This is a genomic window from Chelatococcus sp. KU-N122, from assembly GCF_055391085.1.
In genome coordinates, this window is the sequence record NZ_AP043981.1 from 3598303 (window position 1) to 3614816 (window position 16514).

The following is a 16514-nucleotide window of genomic DNA, read 5'->3' on the forward strand; positions in this document are numbered from 1 at the left end:
TTGATCGCGGCGTGCGACAGGCATGAACTGTCTGCGCCGGCGGGCGAAGACCGAGGAACAGGTCATGCCGGATGCGGAGACGATCGTCATCGGCGCCGGGCCTGCCGGCCTGGCTTGCGCCTGCGCCCTGCAGGGTGTCGGCGGCTCCGTCATCGTGCTGGAGCGGGCAAAGGAGGTCGGCTCCTCGTGGCGCCGTCACTACGATCGCCTGCACCTGCACACGCCCAAGCGCCACTCCGGCTTGCCCGGGCTGGCGATGGCGGACCGCTACCCCACCTATCCGTCGCGGGATCAGTTTATCGCCTACCTGGAAGCCTATGCGGCGCACCACGGCATAGCCCCGCGCTTCGGGTCGTCCGTCGTGGGCATCAGGGAAGGGCGCGGCTGGGCTGTCGACACCGTGTCCGGGACGTTCAGCGCCGACAACGTGGTCTTGGCCACGGGAATGGCGGGAGAGGCGGTGCGTGCCGGCTGGTGCGGCATGGAGAGCTTCCCCGGTCGCATCCTCCACTCCAGCGAATACGCCAACCCCGCATCTTGCTCCGAAGGCAGCGTGCTCGTCGTCGGATGCGGCAACTCCGGGGCGGAGATCGCCCTGGATCTTTGCGATGCGGGGCTGGACGTGTCGCTGTCCATACGCGGACCGGTCAATGTCGTGCCGCGCGATCTTCTCGGCATTCCGGTCGTCACGCTCGCCATCCTGCAGCGGCCGCTGCCGCCCGCTCTCGTGGACGCGCTCAACGCGCCCCTGCTTCGCCTGGTGATCGGCGATCCGGAGAAGCTCGGGCTGCATCGGCCGGCGGACGGCCCGATGACGCAGGTGGTGAGAAGCGGCAAGATCCCGGTTCTGGACGTCGGCACCCTCGATCGCATCCGGCGCCACCTGATCGCCGTCCGCCCCGGCGTTGCGCGATCGTCCGGCGCAGACGTGCATTTCGACGACGGCTCCAGCGCGCACTTCGACGTCATCGTCCTGGCGACCGGATACCGCCCGAGCGTTCGACATCTCCTGGCCGATCATCGCGACGTCGTCGACGACGGCGGGATGCCGCTCGCCTGTGGGCAACCCACGCGCCATGCGGGCCTGTTCTTCTGCGGCTACATCGTCGTCGCGACCGGCCAACTGCGCCAGATCGGCATCGAGGCCGGACGGATCGCCGCCGCGATTCGCGCGCGACGTCACTGACGGCCCCAGCAACGCACCCACAGGGCGTCAGAGGCGAGCTGGGCGCCAGGTCGATGGAACGGCAGGTCCGATTCCGTCGCGGCGCTTGCTGCTCGAACGATGGTGCAGAAGAGAGCCTCCCATGGCTGCCACGTCGGAATCCGCTGCGCGCACCCGAGCCTTCGCGCGCGTCATCGGGCCCTGGCTCGTTCTCGCACCAGGCATCATTGCCGTGCGTGCGCCGGACATGGGTCCGCTCGCGTCCGCCTTCTTCGACAATCCGGTGATGGTGTGGTTCGCGGGCGCGCTGCTGCTGTTCTGTGGGCTGCTGATCATCGCCTTGCACCAGTACTGGTCCAGCGTGGCGGCGGTGATGATCTCTCTGTTCGGCTGGTCCCTGGCGCTGCGCGGCTTGTTTCTCATGGCGGCGCCGCAGCTCTACGAGCGCGCCGTCGTCGCATCGGAGGGAGCCGTCGCGTTGGTGCGGCTCGGCTTCGGCCTGCTGATCCTGATCGGTCTCTGGCTCACCGTCGTGGGGTGGTTCGCCAGACCCGCTGCATCATCGGCCCCGGCGGGCCTGTGAGCGTTGCCGCAGCCCTGCGATGCGCACAGAGGAGGTCCCCGTGATCGCTTACCTGCTCCAGCTCGTGGCCTGGACGGCCTTCATGGCTGTCCTGATCCTGTGGCCGGCCGGCACGCTGGCCTATACGGGCGGCTGGATCCTCATCGGGCTGTTCGGGGGCGGCGGCGTGGCGATGATTCTCTGGCTCGCGCGGCATAGTCCGAGCCTGCTGCGCGAGCGCATGGCCTCGCCGCTCCAGCGCGATCAGAAGCCCTGGGACCGTGTCTGGCTGGCGCTTTTCGTGCTCGGGTTCTGTGGCTGGATGGCGTTCATGGGCTGGGACGCCGGCCGCACCGGCTTCACGGCAGTGCCGCCGTGGCTCCAGGTGCTCGGCGGCCTCTTCATCGTCATCAATGCCATCGGCACGTGGTGGACGTTCCGCGAGAACGCCTTTGCCGCGCCGGTGGTGAAGCTCCAGCAGGGGCAACGGGTGATCGATACGGGTCCCTACGCCGTCGTGCGCCACCCGATGTACACCAGCGTGCTGTTCCTGCTCGTCGGCACGCCGCTGCTGCTCGGATCCTGGTGGGGGCTGGCGGTGGCCGCAGCCCTGATCCTCGCGGTTGCGTGGCGCGCCGTGCACGAGGAGCAGGCCTTGCGCGCGGGCTTGCCCGGCTACGACGCCTACGTCGGGCGCGTGCGCTACCGCTTCGTTCCCTGTGTCTGGTAGCGGTGCGCCGCCCCGTGGCTGCGGCGGACCGTTCAGGCCTTGACGAGATGCGGCTTGACGCGCTTGCCGTCGATCAGCTTGCGGTAGACGTCGAGGTAATCGCGCCCCATGCGCTGGGCTGTGAAGCGCTCCTCGAACCGGCGGCGAACGGCGCTGCGCGAGATCGCACCCAGGTTGCGCACCGAGCCCGCGGCGCTCACCACGTCTTCCACGATGAAGCCGGTAACGCCGTGCTCCACGATCTCGGGAACGGAGCCGCGGTTGAAGGCGATCACCGGGGTGCCGCAGGCCATTGCCTCGATCATCACCAGACCGAAGGGCTCGGGCCAGTCGATCGGGACGAGCAGGGCGATGGCGCCGCTCAGGAACTCCGATTTGCGGTCGTCGCCGATCTCGCCGATGTAGTCGACGTTCGGCGTTGCGAGCAGCGGGCGGATGGTCTCGTCGAAATAGTCCTGATCGGCGCGGTCGACCTTGGCGGCGATCTTGAGCGGCAGCCCGCTGAGCTGAGCGATGCGGATCGCGCGGTCGACGCGCTTTTCCGGCGAGATGCGTCCGAGAAAGGCGAGGTACTCGGGCCGTGCCGCCGTGGGCCGCAGCAGATCGACGGGCATGCCGTGATGAACGGTCGCGGCCCAGTTGGCCGACGGCACCGGCCGCCGCTGCGCATCGGAGATGGAGATCACCGGCACGGTGTCGAAGGTCGCGAAGGCCGGCTGATGCTCGGGCAGGTCGAGGCGACCGTGCAGCGTGGTGACGAACGGCGTCGGCTGACGCGACATGAGCGAGAAGGGATAATAATCCAGATGGAAGTGCATCAGGTCGAATTCGCCCGCGCGACGATAGACCTGCTCGATCATGGACATGTGCAGCGCGTTCGGATCGCGCACGGTGCCGTCGAGGCGCAGCGAGCGCGGCCATAAGGCCTCCAGCCGCGCGCTCGTGACCGAGTCGCCGCTGGCGAAAAGCGTAACCTCCTGACCTAGGGCGACGAGCTGCTCGGTCAACCACGACACCACCCGTTCGGTCCCGCCATAGAGGGTCGGCGGCACGGCTTCCGTCAGCGGGGCTATTTGAGCGATCCTCATCCTGTCATCATTCTCCTGCTGGCGGCGGTTCCGTCACCGAATGTGAAGCCGACTTGTCCCGCAATGCAACATTTGATTGGATGAGTTTGTTCCCTGCCGGATCAGTGTCCTTGCCCGTGTCAGAGAGAAGGCAATTCCATCCGTGCAATATGATCTCTGCCGCTACGCGGATCGTCCTTTAGCGTTCTTTTTTCGCTACATCAGACGGCGCCCCATCTCTCACACGGTGATCGTTGCGGCTGTTCTCGGGGCCGTCGCGTGTTCGGTGAGCACCCAGTACGGCGTCAAGTTCCTGGTCGATTCCCTGTCGGTCGACCCGACCACCGGCCCGAGCCCCTGGCCGGCCTTCGCCCTGCTGGTGGCGTTCATCGCCGCCGACAATTTTCTGTGGCGGATCGCCACCTGGGTCTCGAGCTACGCCTTTGTCGGCGTGACCGGCGACCTGAGATCGGAGCTGTTCCGGCATCTGACCGGCCACGCGCCGGGCTATTTCGCCGATCGCCTGCCCGGCGTGCTCACCAGCCGCGTCACGGCGACCTCGAACGCGGTCTTCCAGGTCGAGAACCTGTTCTGCTGGAACGTGCTTCCGCCCTGCGTGGCGACCGTTGGAGCGATCGCGCTGCTGGCCACGGTCAGCGTCGAGATGGCCGTGGTGCTCGTCGCCATTTCCGCCTGCGTCATGATCGCCATGTTCCGCATCGCGGCCAATGGCCGCCCCTTGCATCACGCATTTGCGGACAAGGCAGCCGCTGTCGACGGCGAGATGGTCGACGTCATCGGCAACATGGGGATGGTGCGGGCCTTCGGCGGCATCGCCCGCGAGCATCGCCGCTTCGACCGGAAGATTTTCCAGGAATTGCTGGCCCGCCGCCGCAGCCTGCTCTACCTGGAAAAGCTGCGACTCTCGCACGCGGTGATCGTCGTGGTGATGACCTGCGCGCTGCTGGCGTGGGCCATCATGCTGTGGCGCGAGAAGCGGGCGACGGCCGGCGACGTCGTGCTGGTCTGCACTCTCGGCATATCTGTTCTGAGCGCCACGCGTGACTTGGCCGTCGCCTCGGTCGATGCGACCCAGCACCTCGCGCGCTTGGCCGAGGCGCTGCTGACCCTGCTCTCGCCGCACGATCTGCGCGATCACCCCCGCGCCTTCGCGCTGGTGCCGAACGGCGCCCGCGTGAAGTTCGAGCGCGTCTCGTTCTGCTATCCGAGCGGCAAGCAGGTCTTCGACGGCCTCAGCGTGGACATCAAGCCCGGCCAGCGCATCGGCGTCGTCGGGCCGTCGGGCGGCGGCAAGTCGACGCTGGTTGCGCTCTTGCAGCGCTTCTACGACGTGCAGGGCGGGCGGATCCTCATCGATGGCCACGACATCGCCCATGCGACCGAGCAGAGCCTGCGGGAGGCGATCACCGTCGTGCCGCAGGATACGGCGCTGCTCAACCGCACGCTTCTCGACAACATCCGTTACGGCAGGCCCAGCGCCAGCGACAAGGAGATCTGGGACGCCATCGTGGCGGCGCGCTGCAAGCCGTTCGTCGAGAATTTGCCGCAGGGCCTGCTGACCGTCGTCGGGGATCGCGGGGTGAAGCTGTCGGGCGGCCAGCGGCAACGGATCGCCATCGCCCGGGCGTTCCTCAAGGACGCGCCGCTGCTGATCCTCGACGAAGCCACGTCCGCCCTCGACAGCGAGTCGGAAGAGGCGATCCGCGAGGCCTTGGAGCGGCTGATGGTCGGGCGAACCGTCATCGCCATCGCCCACCGCATCTCCACGTTGCGCAACTACGATCGCATCCTGGTGCTGGAGCGTGGCAAGCTCGTCCAGGATGGGCCGCCCGACGTGCTGACGCGGCAGGACGGCGCCTACCGGTATCTGGTCGAGCGGGAGCTTGGCCGCTTGTCCAAGCGGGTGGCCTGACACAGCTCGCGTGGGGCGAGCTGCCCGTGGCCGCCGCGGCCGCTCACCTCAGCCAGACGGCGAGGGCCGGGGCCAGCAGCACGTTCAGCAACCCCACGAGCACCATGACGAGGCCGGCGACCGAGCCCTCCTCGCGGCCGATCTCATGCGCCTTGGCCGTGCCTGCGCCGTGGGCGCCGACGCCGAGGAGGGCGCCGCGCGCCAGCGTCGAGCGGATCGGCAGCCACGTCAGCATCGCCTCGCCGAGCACGGCGCCGAGCACGCCGGTCAGCGCCACGAACACGGCGGTGAGGTCGGGCACGCCGCCGATGTCGCCCGAGACCTCCATGGCGAACGGCGTGCTGATCGAGCGCGGCAGCAGGCTGAGCCGCAGCGGGCCGTCGAGGCCGAGCAGCGTCGCCAGCGTCCAGCCCGTCAGGATGGCGGTGGCGCTGCCGGCCAGCATGCCGGCGGCGAGCACCGGCCAGTGGCGGCGGATCATGGCGCGCTGCTCGTAGATCGGCACCGCGAAGGCGACGGTTGCGGGGCCGAGCAGCGCCATGAGCCAGCCGGTGCCGCGGATATAATCCCCGTAGCTCGCGCGGCAGGTGAGCACGGCGGCGATCAGCAGCACCGGCGTCACCGCGAGCGGCATCAGCCACCAGCGCCGCCAACGCCGGTAGAGGCGTTTGGACGCCAGATAGAACCCCACCGTCAGCGCCGACCAGAACAGCGCCTGGGCGAGCGGATCAGCGGCGGAGAGGAGGGGCAGGGTCATGCCTCAGCCTCCAACGGTAGCCCAGGTCGACGGTCACCGCGGTGACGCCCATGACCGCCGCCGTCCCGGCGAGAATGACGATCAGGACCTTCAGGCCGAGCAGCCCGATGAGCTCGCGGTGGTCGATCACCGCCAGCACCGCGGGCACGAAGAACAGCAGCATCTCGGCCAGGAACCACTCCGCGCCGCGCCGCATGCTGATCGGCGTCAGGCGGCGGCTTGCCAGCAGCGCCAGCACGATCGCCATGCCGACGATGCCGCCCGGGACCGGCAAGGCGAGGAGCCGGACGAGCGCCTCGCCGGCCAGCCAGAAGGCCGTGATCAGGCCGATCTGGCCGAGACGGCTGCGATGCATGCCGCGACGAAGGCGAACGGTGAACGGGCGTGTGGTCATCGGGATCTCCGCCACGAAACATATGTCGCAGCGCAGCATGCGCAAAATGACTTGTTTGACTTAATAATATTCTGATATCGAATAAATATGGAGCTTCGAACGCTGCGAGCCTTCGTCGAGGTCGTGCGCCAGGGCGGCTTTTCCCAGGCTGCCAAGGTGGTGTTCGCGACGCAGTCGACGGTCAGCAAGGCGGTCAAGCAGCTCGAGGACGAGCTCGGCGTCCCCTTGCTCGACCGTATCGGTCACCGCAGCACGCTCACCGTTGCCGGCGAGATCGTCTACCGCCGCGCCGTCCAGATGCTGGCGCAGCGGGACGACCTCCTGGTCGAGCTGGAGGATCTCCAGGGCCTGCGGCGGGGAACCTTGAGGCTGGGCCTGCCGCCGGTGGGCTCGAGCATGCTGTTCGCGCCGCTCTTCGCCATCTACAGGAAGCGCTATCCGGGCATCGACATCCGCCTCGTCGAGCATGGCGGCGACCGGCTGGAGGAAATCCTGCGGGCCGGCGAGATCGATCTGGCAGCCCTGCTGCGCCCGGTCTCGGAGGAGTTCGAGTGGCAGGAGGTGCAGCGCGAGCCGCTGGTGGCGCTGCTGCCGTCGGGCCATGTGCTGGCGCAACGGACGTCGATCACGCTCGTCGATCTCGAGGATGTGCCCTTCGTCCTGTTCGAGACCGGCTTTGCGCTGAACCGCATCATTCTCGGCGCGTGCCGGCGTCATGGCTTCGAGCCGACCGTGGCCGCCCGCAGCAGCCAGATCGATTTCGTCGTGGAGCTCGCCGCCGCCGGCCTCGGCGTCGCCTTCCTGCCGCGCATGATCGCGCAGCAGCGGCCCAATCCCGGCGTCGCCCGCATCCCGCTCGCCGAGCCGCAGACGGACTGGGACATCGCCATGATCTGGCGCCGCGGTGCCTATCTGTCGCAGGCGGCCAAGGCCTGGCTGGCGATCGTCCGCGAGGTCCACCCCGGGCAGGCGATCCGCCCCGCGTGACGGGGGCGTGCGACGAAGCCGCCATCATTCCATCGGCGACTGGACCTTAGTCGGGCAATTCATTTGAACATGCTGCGCCGCAGCATAAATTCCGCGCGGTGCTCCGGTTGCCGGCGCCGCCGGGGCGGCCGGGCTGAGGGCTCTGCGTTCGCGCGCGTCGGTCGGCGCCGCGACATCCGGTGAGACTGATGCCCACGCCCACTCGAGCTTCGTCCTCCCGCGGCCTGTCGCGGCCTCATCTTCCGCTGCTCGCGCTCGCGGTCGCGTCCTTCGGCATCGGCACCACCGAATTCGTGATCATGGGGCTGCTACCGAACGTGGCAGCGGACCTAGCGGTGACGATCCCGCAGGCGGGCCTGCTGGTGACCGGCTACGCGCTGAGCGTCGCCTTCGGCTCGCCCATCCTCGCGGTCGCCACGGCGCGCATGCAGCGCAAGCGGGCGCTGCTCGTGCTGGTCGCCATCTTCATCCTGGGCAACCTGCTCTGCGCGCTGGCCCCGGGCTATACGCTGCTGATGGCGGCCCGCATCGTGACGGCGCTCTGCCATGGCGCCTTCTTCGGTCTCGGCGCGGTGGTCGCCGCCGCCCTGGTCGAGCCGCGCCGCAGGGCCCAGGCGATCGCCATGATGTTCGCCGGCCTCACCCTGGCCAACGTGCTCGGCGTTCCCTTCGGCACCGCGCTCGGGCAGGCGCTGGGCTGGCGCGACACCTTCTTCGCCGTCGCCGCCATCGGGGTCCTGGCCGCGCTGGCGCTCCAGGCGTGGCTGCCGCGCGAACTGCCGGTGCCGCCGATGGATCTCGTGCGCGAGGCGCGCTCCCTCGGCCGCACCCAGGTGATCCTCGCCATGCTGATCAGCGTCGTCACGTCGGCCAGCCTGTTCAGCGTGTTCACCTACATCACGCCGATCCTGGAGCAGGTGACTGGCGTCTCCCAGCATGGCGTCACCCTGATGCTGTTGTTGTTCGGCGTGGGGCTGACCATCGGCAACGTCCTGGGCGGGCGGCTCGCCGACTGGAAGCTGATGCCCTCGGTGATCGGCATCCTCGCCCTTCTCGTACCGGTGTTGGCGGCGTTGACGCTCACCAGCGTGGCGCCCCTGCCGACGGCCGTCACCATCTTCGTCTGGGGCGTGCTCGCCTTCGCGCTGATCTCGCCTTTGCAGACGCGGGTGGTCGACGAGGCCGCCGGAGCCCCCAATCTCGCCTCGACCCTCAACCAGGGGGCCTTCAATTTCGGCAACGCGATCGGCGCCTGGATCGGCGGGGTCGGCCTCACGGCCGGCTTGGGCTACGATGCGTTGCCCTGGATCGGGGTGGCGCTGGCGGTCGCTGCGCTGGGGCTGACGATCCTCTCGCACCGGCTTGACCGGAGAGGGGCGGCGCAGCCGTCCCAGGCGGCGCCGGCTCTTCCGGGATCGCCTGCGAACGCTCCGCGTTTCCCGGCCTGAGCCCGCCCGATCCATGGGCTTGCCTCGACGGCTCAGGTCGGCGGGCGTCGGCCGGAGGGCTTTGGAGCTGAGGAGGAACGCGATGACGGACCTGGCACGAAGGCATTTCAACGCCATGCTCGCGGGCGTCAGCCTGCTCGGCGCCGCCTCCACCGCTTCGGCCGGAGCCGGAGCGGCGGGGAAGCCGGAGGTGCTCCAGCTCGGGCCTCGCGGCTGGATGCCGAACAACGCGCGCCTGCCGGTCCTGCTCTACCGCAACGCCGTCACCATTGCGGGTCCCGACCCGGCAGCCGCGTTCGAAGCTCTGTTCGATCGCAACGGCTGGCCGCCGGCCTGGCGCAACGGCGTCTATTCGTTCCACCATTACCATTCGACCGCGCATGAGGTGCTCGGCTTCGCCGGGGGTGGCGCGCGGCTGATGCTCGGCGGCCCGGATGGGCGCGAGGTCGAGGTCCGCGCCGGCGATGTCGCGCTGCTGCCCACCGGCACCGGTCACTGCCGGCTGGAGGCGAGCAGCGATTTCCTCGTCGTTGGCGCCTATCCGCGGGGACAGAGCCCGGACCTCGTCCGCGAGGCCCCGACGCCGGAGATGACGGCACGCATGGCGAGCCTGCCGTTCCCTTCATCCGACCCGGTGGCGGGGGCGGGCGGACCGCTCGCCTCGCTCTGGCACGCGGCCTGACACCTGCCCCGGGGGCGACGACCTCACGCACCGGCTTAATAGCGGACCGTGTAGCGCAGGCCGAAGATGGCCGCGTCCTTGATGCGGCCGGCGGCGGGGTTGCGTGGGTTGGGAATGCCGCCGCCCGGCCGAAAGATGTACTGAAAGTCGGGTTGCACCGAGATGCCCGGGCCGAGAACGAGCTGATACGTCGCCTCCACGATCGTTTCGGCCGTGCGGGGGGAGAAATCGCGCTCGCCGCACACGATGTCGGCGCGATCCGCCTCACGCGCGTCCCCCGATATGCGCGCGTGGGCGACGGCGATGCCCAGCGTGTCGTCCGAGCGGCCGGGCAGGAGCCCCTTGTAGGCGAGGCCGGCATCGACGTACAGGTCGACCAGATTGCGGTTGCCTGGAGCGGCGGCGATGCGGGCGAACACGCTGGCGCCGTCGTTAGGGTCGCCGGGCTCGCGAAAAATCGTCTGGTCGATGATGCCGTAGATGCCCGTGTTGCCGCGCAGCCGGCGGGTGATGCCGTTGGCGGGGCCGGCGGACGGCGGGGGCTCGCCCATGTCCTTGCGCATGAGGTCGAAGCGACCGAAATGGTGCCAGCCCCCCACGGTCACGGTGCCCGGCTCACCCTTGTCGCCCGCGTCGATGTTGTAGGCATACGAGATCTCGCCGATGAGAAGGCCTGGATCCGTGGTGCGAAAGTTCGTTCCCGTGCGGTTTCGCCGCTGTGCATTGGGCTCGAGGCCGAGGCGGTCGGGCCCGGCGGGGTCGCCGTCGAAGAGGCCGACCTGGAACGAGAGGTTCTCGTTGGGCACGTATTTGGCCCGCACGCCGGGGGTGGCGAGGGGATAGGCCGGCCCGCCGCTGGGCAGATCGATGCCCATGAGGCCGGGCCAGCCGAAGGTCGAGTTCACGAACAGCGTGGCCGTTTGGCTGACGGCGAACTCGGTGTCGGCCGCCAGTTGTCCCGCCCTCAGCGACAGCTGGTCATCGAACAGGCGCTGCTCGAACCAGAGCTCGTACAGCCGCGACGACGGCAGGGCCTCGATTCCGCTGACGGTGAGGCTGTTGCCGACATAGCTGCGCGAGAGGCCCGCGCCGTGGATCTGGTAGAAGGTGGCGTGGACGGTGCCGCCCTTCCAGCCGGCGAGCTTCTCGAGGTCGAGGTTGAGGTCGGCATTGAGGAAGCCGTCGTAGATGCTGCCGCGGCGCATGCCGCCCGTCGTGTTGCCCAGGATCTCGCCGATGTAGGTAAGGCTGTATTCGAAGCCGTAGCGCCGCAAGAGGGCCCGATAGCCGCCGGGGTCGCCGAACGCGCCCATGCTCTCGGCGATCGACTTGGTCACGGTCGCCGAGGGCTTGGCCGAGGTGTCCGGCTGGGCCACCGAGGTCTGAGGGTCGCCACCGGCGCCGAAGGGCGAGCCGATGGCCGGGGGCTCGGTGGCGATGCGCCTCTCTTCCGAGCTGCGCCAGGTCTCGTTGGCATCCAACGCCAACGCGGGCATGCCGCTGAGGCACGCCCAGCACGCAAGGGCGAAGCCGGTCCGGTTCGATGGGTGGCGACCACCAGGGATGTCGGGATTTTGCTCGGACGATACTTGCTCTGACAAGACTCGCATGGACTGCTACGCTTCGCCACGGACAGGGTTTCAACTCCATCGCGGGATATCGGCGAAGGGCGACCCGGATATGACGACGGCCCGCCCCGCGTTCCGGCCGTGAGCTGCGGTCGACTCTCGTTCGCGCTGGAGCGCTTTGCGATTACGTGGATTCGCCCAGTCGCAAAAGAAGCGCTCTGGATTCAAAAAAAGGGGGAGCATTTCTCTGCAATTGGATAACTTTATTGCAATTGCCAAATGCTCTGGCCGCGGCGGCGGACCGCGCAAAAGGGCGCCGGATTTCAGCGCAGCAGCTCCGGCCAGCCATCCGACCGGGCGACGCTTCAGCCTCAGCGGCCGGCCGAGACCCGTGCCAGGAAGGCCCGCATGAGCGCCGCGATATCCGGCGCGTGCGTCTCGAGCGCAAAATGACCGGTGTCGAGGAGGTGGACCTCGGCGTTGGGATTGTCGCGCCTGAACGCTTCGGCGCCGGGCGGCAGGAAGAACGGGTCATGCCTGCCCCATGCGGCCAGGACCGGCGGTTTGCGAGCGGCGAAATAGCTCTGGAAGGCGGGATAGAGCGCGACGTTCGAGGCGTAGTTGCCGAAGAGGTCGAGCTGGATCTCGTCCTGGCCGGGGCGCGACAGCAGGGCGTAGTCGAGCCAGTAGGCCTCCGGCGCGACCCTGGCTTCGTCGGCCACCCCGTGCACGTACTGCCATCGCGTGCCCTCGAGCGTCAGCAGGGAGCGGAGCGCGTCGCGATTCGCCTGCGTCGGCTCCTGCCAGTATTTGCGGATCGGCGCCCAGCCATCGCTCAGGCCCTCCTCGTAGGCGTTGCCGTTCTGGGAGATGATGGCGGTGACCCGCTCCGGGCGCGATAGCGCCAAGCGGAAGCCGACCGGCGCGCCGTAGTCGAAGACGTAGAGAGCGTAGCGCGCAAGGCCGATGACGTCGGTGAACTGCCCGATCACCTTGGCCAGGTTGTCGAACGTGTAGTCGAATTGGTCGCGGTCGGGCGCCGTCGTGAAGCCGAAGCCCGGCAGGTCCGGCGCGACGATGTGATAGCTGTCGGCCAGACGCGGAATGAGATCGCGGAACATGTGGGACGAGGTCGGAAAGCCGTGCAGAAGCAGCAGCGTCGGCTTCGCCGGGTCGCCGGCCTCACGATAGAAGACGCTGACGGGGCCGACGGCGGCGGTGCGGAAGGCGATGTCGATGGGCATGGACGAATGCATGGCTGATCCCCTGCGTTGACGCACGGCGCGCTCCGGCCGCTCTGGTCGGCGATGTAGGGCGTCGCAGGACCGGGATGAATTTCGCGAATGCGATAGTCAGCGTTTCGAAATTCGGAATGGTGATGGTCGCATCGATGCGACTATCGTCGCCGCGGCGCGCGTCCGGCGGACTGACCGCCGGCGCGTCGAGGTTCCATGAGGCTCGCACCATGACAGCATGCGATCGCAGACTTCTCGACCTCTTCGGCGTCGAGCTGCCGATCATTCAGGCGCCGATGGCGGGGGCGACCACGCCCGAAATGGTCGTCGCGGTGAGCGAGGCCGGCGGCCTCGGCTCGCTGCCTGCGGCGCAATATTCGGCCGAGCAGTTGCGGACGGCGCTGGACACGGTCCGCGCCGGCACGCGCCGGCCGATCAACGTGAACTTCTTCTGCCACACGGTTCCGGCGGCCGACGCCGCCGCGCAGGCGGCTTGGCGCAAGCGGCTCGCACCCTACTACGGCGAGCTCGGCCTCGACCCCGACGGGGTCCCTGCCGGCGCCGGGCGGGCTCCCTTCGACGAGGCGTTCTGCGCGGTGGTCGAGGCCTATAGGCCGCAGGTGGTCAGCTTTCATTTCGGTCTGCCCGAGGCGGCGCTGCTCGAGCGGGTGAAGGCCACGGGCGCCCGGGTCATCTCGTCGGCGACGACCGTCGCCGAAGCCCGCTGGCTCGCCGCGCGTGGCGTCGACGCGGTCATTGCCATGGGCGCCGAGGCCGGCGGCCATCGCGGCAATTTCCTGGCCGCGGACATGGCGACGCAGGTGGGCACCATGGCGCTCGTCCCCCAGGTGGTCGATGCCGTGGACGTGCCGGTGATCGCCGCCGGCGGCATCGCCGACGTCCGCGGCGTCGCCGCCGCATTTGCCCTGGGCGCGTCGGCGGTGCAGGTCGGCACCGCCTACCTGTTCACGCCGGAGGCGCGGATCGCGCAGGTCCACCGCGAGGCCCTGGTGGGAGCGGGTGCAGCCGAGACGGCCATCACCAATGTCTTCACCGGCCGGCCGGCACGCGGCATCGTCAATCGCCTGGTGCGGGAGGTCGGGCCGCTGTCGGACCTGGCCCCGGCTTTCCCGACCGCCGGCGCCGCCCTGGCGCCGCTACGCGCGCAAGCGGAGATGCGCGGCTCGGCGGACTTCACCAACCTGTGGGCGGGGCAGGCGGCCCGCCTGGGTCGGGCCATGCCGGCAGCCGTGCTGACGCGATTGCTCAGCGGGCGCGATCAGGCCGCCCCGGCCTGATCGGCGTGGTACGGGCGTCGGCTGCCCCGGGGCCCGCCGCTTACGTCGTCGCGCCCAGCGGCTCCGCCACGAAAACGGGAATCTGCCGCTCGGTGCGCTGCTGGTAGTCGGCATAGGGCGGAAAGGCCGCCACGCAGAGGGCCCAGAGCCGTGCGCGTTCAGCGTCGTCCGTGACCTCGCGCACGCGCATGGGCTGGACGACGGTCTCGTCGCGAATTTCGACCTGGCCGTTGCTGCGCAGGTTGTGCACCCATTGCGGGTCCTTCGGTGCTCCGCCCCGTGATCCCACGAGGACGTAGCTCGGGCCGTCCTTGACGCGCATCAGGGGAGTCTTGCGGACCCCACCGGTCTTGTTGCCGATGTGGGTCACGATGATCACCGGCAGTCCGGTGTCCAGCAACGTCGTGCCTTGAGTGCCGCCGCTGCTCTCGTAAAGCTCGACTTGCTTTCGCGCCCAGTCGACAGGGCTTGGAATGTACTCAGCCATGACTTGCACCTCGACTTGACTTGCACCCCGACCCGGGCGCTATGAAGGCGCCGGAGAGAGGGCAGATTACGCCGGCTCGACGCGGATTGCACCCCGGGGACATGATGTCGGCGGGCGTCCGGAGCAGCCAGGGCTCGGCCCCCGCGGTGTGGCGAGACCGGGCCATCGGAGGTCGAGGTGGCCGTGCGCCTTCACCGCGTCGCGGCCAGGGCGACCGCAGACTAAAGGCGATATTGTCGGTTCGGCCTGGACCCGTTCTAATGGCCTCGGCTCCAGTCATCGGCCAAGGTCGCCCAATCAACGGCCGGGGGGTGGGGCTGCGATAAGGCCGGCGCCGTCGCCAGGACGGTGTCGGCCTTTTCTTTTTTTGCCGGCTATCCAGTGCGCCGGTCTGCTGGTCCGTGACGGCGCGCCAACTGCCGCCCTGCCGAGGTGATGCAGACGACCGATCTGAACCCGGAGCCGAGGCGAACGCGGACGAATTGGCTGTTGCCCCTGCGTCTCGACAGCTGCAGCAGAGGCTCGAGACGGTCATGGGGAATGTCGCTGGTCGCCTTCTCGCCGCCGGCGTCGACGAGCCAGCACAGCGCCGAGAGATAGCTTTCGGAGGGAACGCGAGTGGCGTCGTTGGTGATGGCGGAACTCATGCATTGTCCAACGGGGTTCGGGTTTCACATGCGCCGATTTCACAGGGGCTCGCATAGGGCTGGCGGCCACCGGCGCGCGCCGGTAGCCGCCGAACGGGCGTGTGCTCGAGCCGGGAGGCCGAGCTATCGGCGCGGCGGTCCGTTCGTCCGGAGGAGGCTCGCCAACTCGGTCCCCGCGAAGGTGGCACCACCGATGCCCGCGACGCCGGCCACCGCCTTGCCCTTGCGGACGAGCCGCTGGGCCAAATCGACGGCTTCAGCCAGGCTCTCGCGCACGAGCGCCGACGGCTCCCGGCCGCGTTTGCGATAGATCAATACCACGTAGCCCATATCCGGTCTCCGTGCCCCCAACCTGCACCCCCGTGGCAGGCAGACTAGCGCGACATTAGAATGCCAGAATTCTCGCAACCTGGTAGCCGCCTCACGTTTCTTTGAACGAAACGCCTTGAAAACAGCGTCATTCCCGTCGCGGCAGCGGCTCAAGACGCAACTCGGACGGGTTTTCCGCGCAACGCCGGTGTGTCGACGCAACCGAGAGCATCGAGCGTCGCGCGCAACGCCGCGTCGATCGGCGTGTGCGGCTCGGCGCCGAGAAACGCGACGAGCCTGGAATTGTCGAGCCGGACGTCCTGGCGCCACAGGTAGCGCATCTCTGCCATCTCGCGGAACAGCCGGACGAACGGCGACAGGGCCAGCAGCGCTCCCCATGGAAAACGTCTGATCGGCAGCGCCGGCCGACCTGCGGCGGCGCGCGTCCGTTCGGCCATTTCAACGCCGCGCAGAAACGTATGTCCCGCGAAATGGTAGCGCGCGAACGGCGCCAGGTCGTCCTCGCGATCGAGCAGGCGCGCAACGGTTTCGGCGAAATCCGGCAGGTAGGCCCATGCATGGGGGATGTCGAACGTGCCGGGGTAGGTGACGGAGCGCAGCGGCGCGCCGGGCTTCACCATACCTTGCGAGAACCACGAGTTGCCGGCGTGCGGGCCGAAGAAATCGCCCGCACGCAAGATCAGGACGCGGACGCCACGCACACACGCAGCCTCCAGCTCGTCCTCCATGGCGACACGGATCTTCCCCTTGCGCGTGAGGGGGGTCTGCGGGGCGTCCTCACGCAGCAGCGGCAGCGCATCCGGCCCGTAGTTGTAGACCGTGCCGGGAAACACGATCCGCGCGCCACTCGCTTCGGCCGCGGCGATGGTGTTGCGTAGCATCGGCAGCACCAGCTTCGGCCAGTCGCGATAGCCGGGCGGATTGACCGCGTGGACGATGAGGTCCGCGCCGCGCGCCGCCGTTGCCACGTCGACGGCGTTCATCGCGTCGCCTTGCACCCAGTCCGCGCCGCTCAGGCCGGTCGCCGGCCGTCGCGTCATCGCGCGCACGCGCCAGCCATGGCGTGCCAGCGCCTGTGCCGTCGCGAAGCCGACACCGCCCGCCGCGCCGATCACCAGGGCCAGTCGTCCGTTGCTCATGTTCGCCTCCATTGTGTGGGGCGAAGATGGCGCCGCGGCGAATTAAACGAAATTGCGATAATCTATTCATTTGATATACGGAAAT

The 16514-nt window shown here is 68.7% G+C and carries 17 protein-coding genes; 8 read left to right on the plus strand and 9 right to left on the minus strand.

The genetic code is table 11. From position 1 onward, the window contains the following. Nucleotides 1-22: 22 nt before the first annotated feature. The 3 genes from ACZ5PO_RS16055 to ACZ5PO_RS16065 all read left to right on the plus strand — a co-directional run bounded on the left by ACZ5PO_RS16055 (nt 23) and on the right by ACZ5PO_RS16065 (nt 2457). Nucleotides 23-1186 (plus strand): flavin-containing monooxygenase, encoded by a 1164-nt coding sequence (locus ACZ5PO_RS16055; RefSeq protein WP_464195176.1) that lies wholly within the window; start codon nt 23-25, stop codon nt 1184-1186. A 121-nt stretch (nt 1187-1307) separates the two neighbouring features. Next, nucleotides 1308-1748: a hypothetical protein gene (locus tag ACZ5PO_RS16060; protein WP_464195178.1), complete on the plus strand. Its 441-nt coding sequence runs from the start codon at nt 1308-1310 to the stop codon at nt 1746-1748. 40 nt (nt 1749-1788) lie between these two features. Then, nucleotides 1789-2457 (plus strand): methyltransferase family protein, encoded by a 669-nt coding sequence (locus ACZ5PO_RS16065; protein WP_464195180.1) that lies wholly within the window; start codon nt 1789-1791, stop codon nt 2455-2457. A gap of 32 nt (nt 2458-2489) precedes the next feature. Here the strand turns inward: ACZ5PO_RS16065 and ACZ5PO_RS16070 are convergent, their stop codons facing one another. Further along, the gene (locus ACZ5PO_RS16070; RefSeq protein ID WP_464195182.1) at nt 2490-3545 is read right to left on the minus strand and encodes a glycosyltransferase family 4 protein; all 1056 of its coding nucleotides are present in this window, start codon (nt 3543-3545) and stop codon (nt 2490-2492) included. 142 nt (nt 3546-3687) lie between these two features. On the opposite strand from ACZ5PO_RS16070, the gene ACZ5PO_RS16075 reads away from it, so the two are divergent. Beyond that, a complete protein-coding gene (locus ACZ5PO_RS16075; RefSeq protein WP_464195184.1) occupies nt 3688-5457 on the plus strand; it encodes an ABC transporter ATP-binding protein in 1770 nt (589 codons plus the stop codon). Nucleotides 5458-5500: 43 nt separating this feature from the next. On the opposite strand, the gene ACZ5PO_RS16080 is transcribed toward ACZ5PO_RS16075, so the two are convergent. Next, the gene (locus tag ACZ5PO_RS16080) at nt 5501-6214 is read right to left on the minus strand and encodes an LrgB family protein (protein ID WP_464195186.1); all 714 of its coding nucleotides are present in this window, start codon (nt 6212-6214) and stop codon (nt 5501-5503) included. Further along, complete coding sequence (locus ACZ5PO_RS16085; protein WP_464195188.1) at nt 6186-6608, minus strand: CidA/LrgA family protein; 423 nt, start codon at nt 6606-6608, stop codon at nt 6186-6188. The genes ACZ5PO_RS16080 and ACZ5PO_RS16085 overlap by 29 nt, the downstream gene beginning before the upstream one ends. A gap of 87 nt (nt 6609-6695) precedes the next feature. Here ACZ5PO_RS16085 and ACZ5PO_RS16090 point away from each other — a divergent pair, with 87 nt between their 5' ends. The 3 genes from ACZ5PO_RS16090 (at nt 6696) to ACZ5PO_RS16100 (ending at nt 9725) form a co-directional block, all read left to right on the plus strand. Then, nucleotides 6696-7595, plus strand: a complete 900-nt coding sequence (locus ACZ5PO_RS16090) for a LysR family transcriptional regulator (protein WP_464195190.1) — start codon at nt 6696-6698, stop codon at nt 7593-7595. Nucleotides 7596-7783: 188 nt separating this feature from the next. After that, nucleotides 7784-9043: an MFS transporter gene (locus ACZ5PO_RS16095; protein ID WP_464195192.1), complete on the plus strand. Its 1260-nt coding sequence runs from the start codon at nt 7784-7786 to the stop codon at nt 9041-9043. Nucleotides 9044-9260: 217 nt separating this feature from the next. After that, the gene (locus ACZ5PO_RS16100; protein ID WP_464196862.1) at nt 9261-9725 is read left to right on the plus strand and encodes a cupin; all 465 of its coding nucleotides are present in this window, start codon (nt 9261-9263) and stop codon (nt 9723-9725) included. A gap of 35 nt (nt 9726-9760) precedes the next feature. On the opposite strand, the gene ACZ5PO_RS16105 is transcribed toward ACZ5PO_RS16100, so the two are convergent. Continuing rightward, complete coding sequence (locus ACZ5PO_RS16105) at nt 9761-11221, minus strand: carbohydrate porin (RefSeq protein WP_464195194.1); 1461 nt, start codon at nt 11219-11221, stop codon at nt 9761-9763. 443 nt (nt 11222-11664) lie between these two features. Further along, nucleotides 11665-12549, minus strand: coding sequence for an alpha/beta fold hydrolase (locus ACZ5PO_RS16110; protein WP_464195196.1), 885 nt, complete (start codon nt 12547-12549; stop codon nt 11665-11667). A gap of 209 nt (nt 12550-12758) precedes the next feature. Between ACZ5PO_RS16110 and ACZ5PO_RS16115 the strand changes: the two genes are divergently transcribed. After that, on the plus strand, nt 12759-13826 hold the full coding sequence (locus ACZ5PO_RS16115; RefSeq protein ID WP_464195198.1) for an NAD(P)H-dependent flavin oxidoreductase: 1068 nt from the start codon (nt 12759-12761) through the stop codon (nt 13824-13826). A 40-nt stretch (nt 13827-13866) separates the two neighbouring features. Here ACZ5PO_RS16115 and ACZ5PO_RS16120 read toward each other — a convergent pair whose 3' ends face one another. From ACZ5PO_RS16120 to ACZ5PO_RS16135, 4 genes are all read right to left on the minus strand, one after another. After that, a complete protein-coding gene (locus ACZ5PO_RS16120) occupies nt 13867-14313 on the minus strand; it encodes a nitroreductase family deazaflavin-dependent oxidoreductase (protein WP_464195200.1) in 447 nt (148 codons plus the stop codon). 374 nt (nt 14314-14687) lie between these two features. After that, nucleotides 14688-14960: a hypothetical protein gene (locus tag ACZ5PO_RS16125; protein ID WP_464195202.1), complete on the minus strand. Its 273-nt coding sequence runs from the start codon at nt 14958-14960 to the stop codon at nt 14688-14690. Between the two features lie 123 nt (nt 14961-15083). Next, nucleotides 15084-15290 (minus strand): hypothetical protein, encoded by a 207-nt coding sequence (locus ACZ5PO_RS16130; protein WP_464195204.1) that lies wholly within the window; start codon nt 15288-15290, stop codon nt 15084-15086. Nucleotides 15291-15439: 149 nt separating this feature from the next. Then, complete coding sequence (locus tag ACZ5PO_RS16135; protein ID WP_464195206.1) at nt 15440-16429, minus strand: NAD-dependent epimerase/dehydratase family protein; 990 nt, start codon at nt 16427-16429, stop codon at nt 15440-15442. Nucleotides 16430-16514 lie beyond the last annotated feature (85 nt).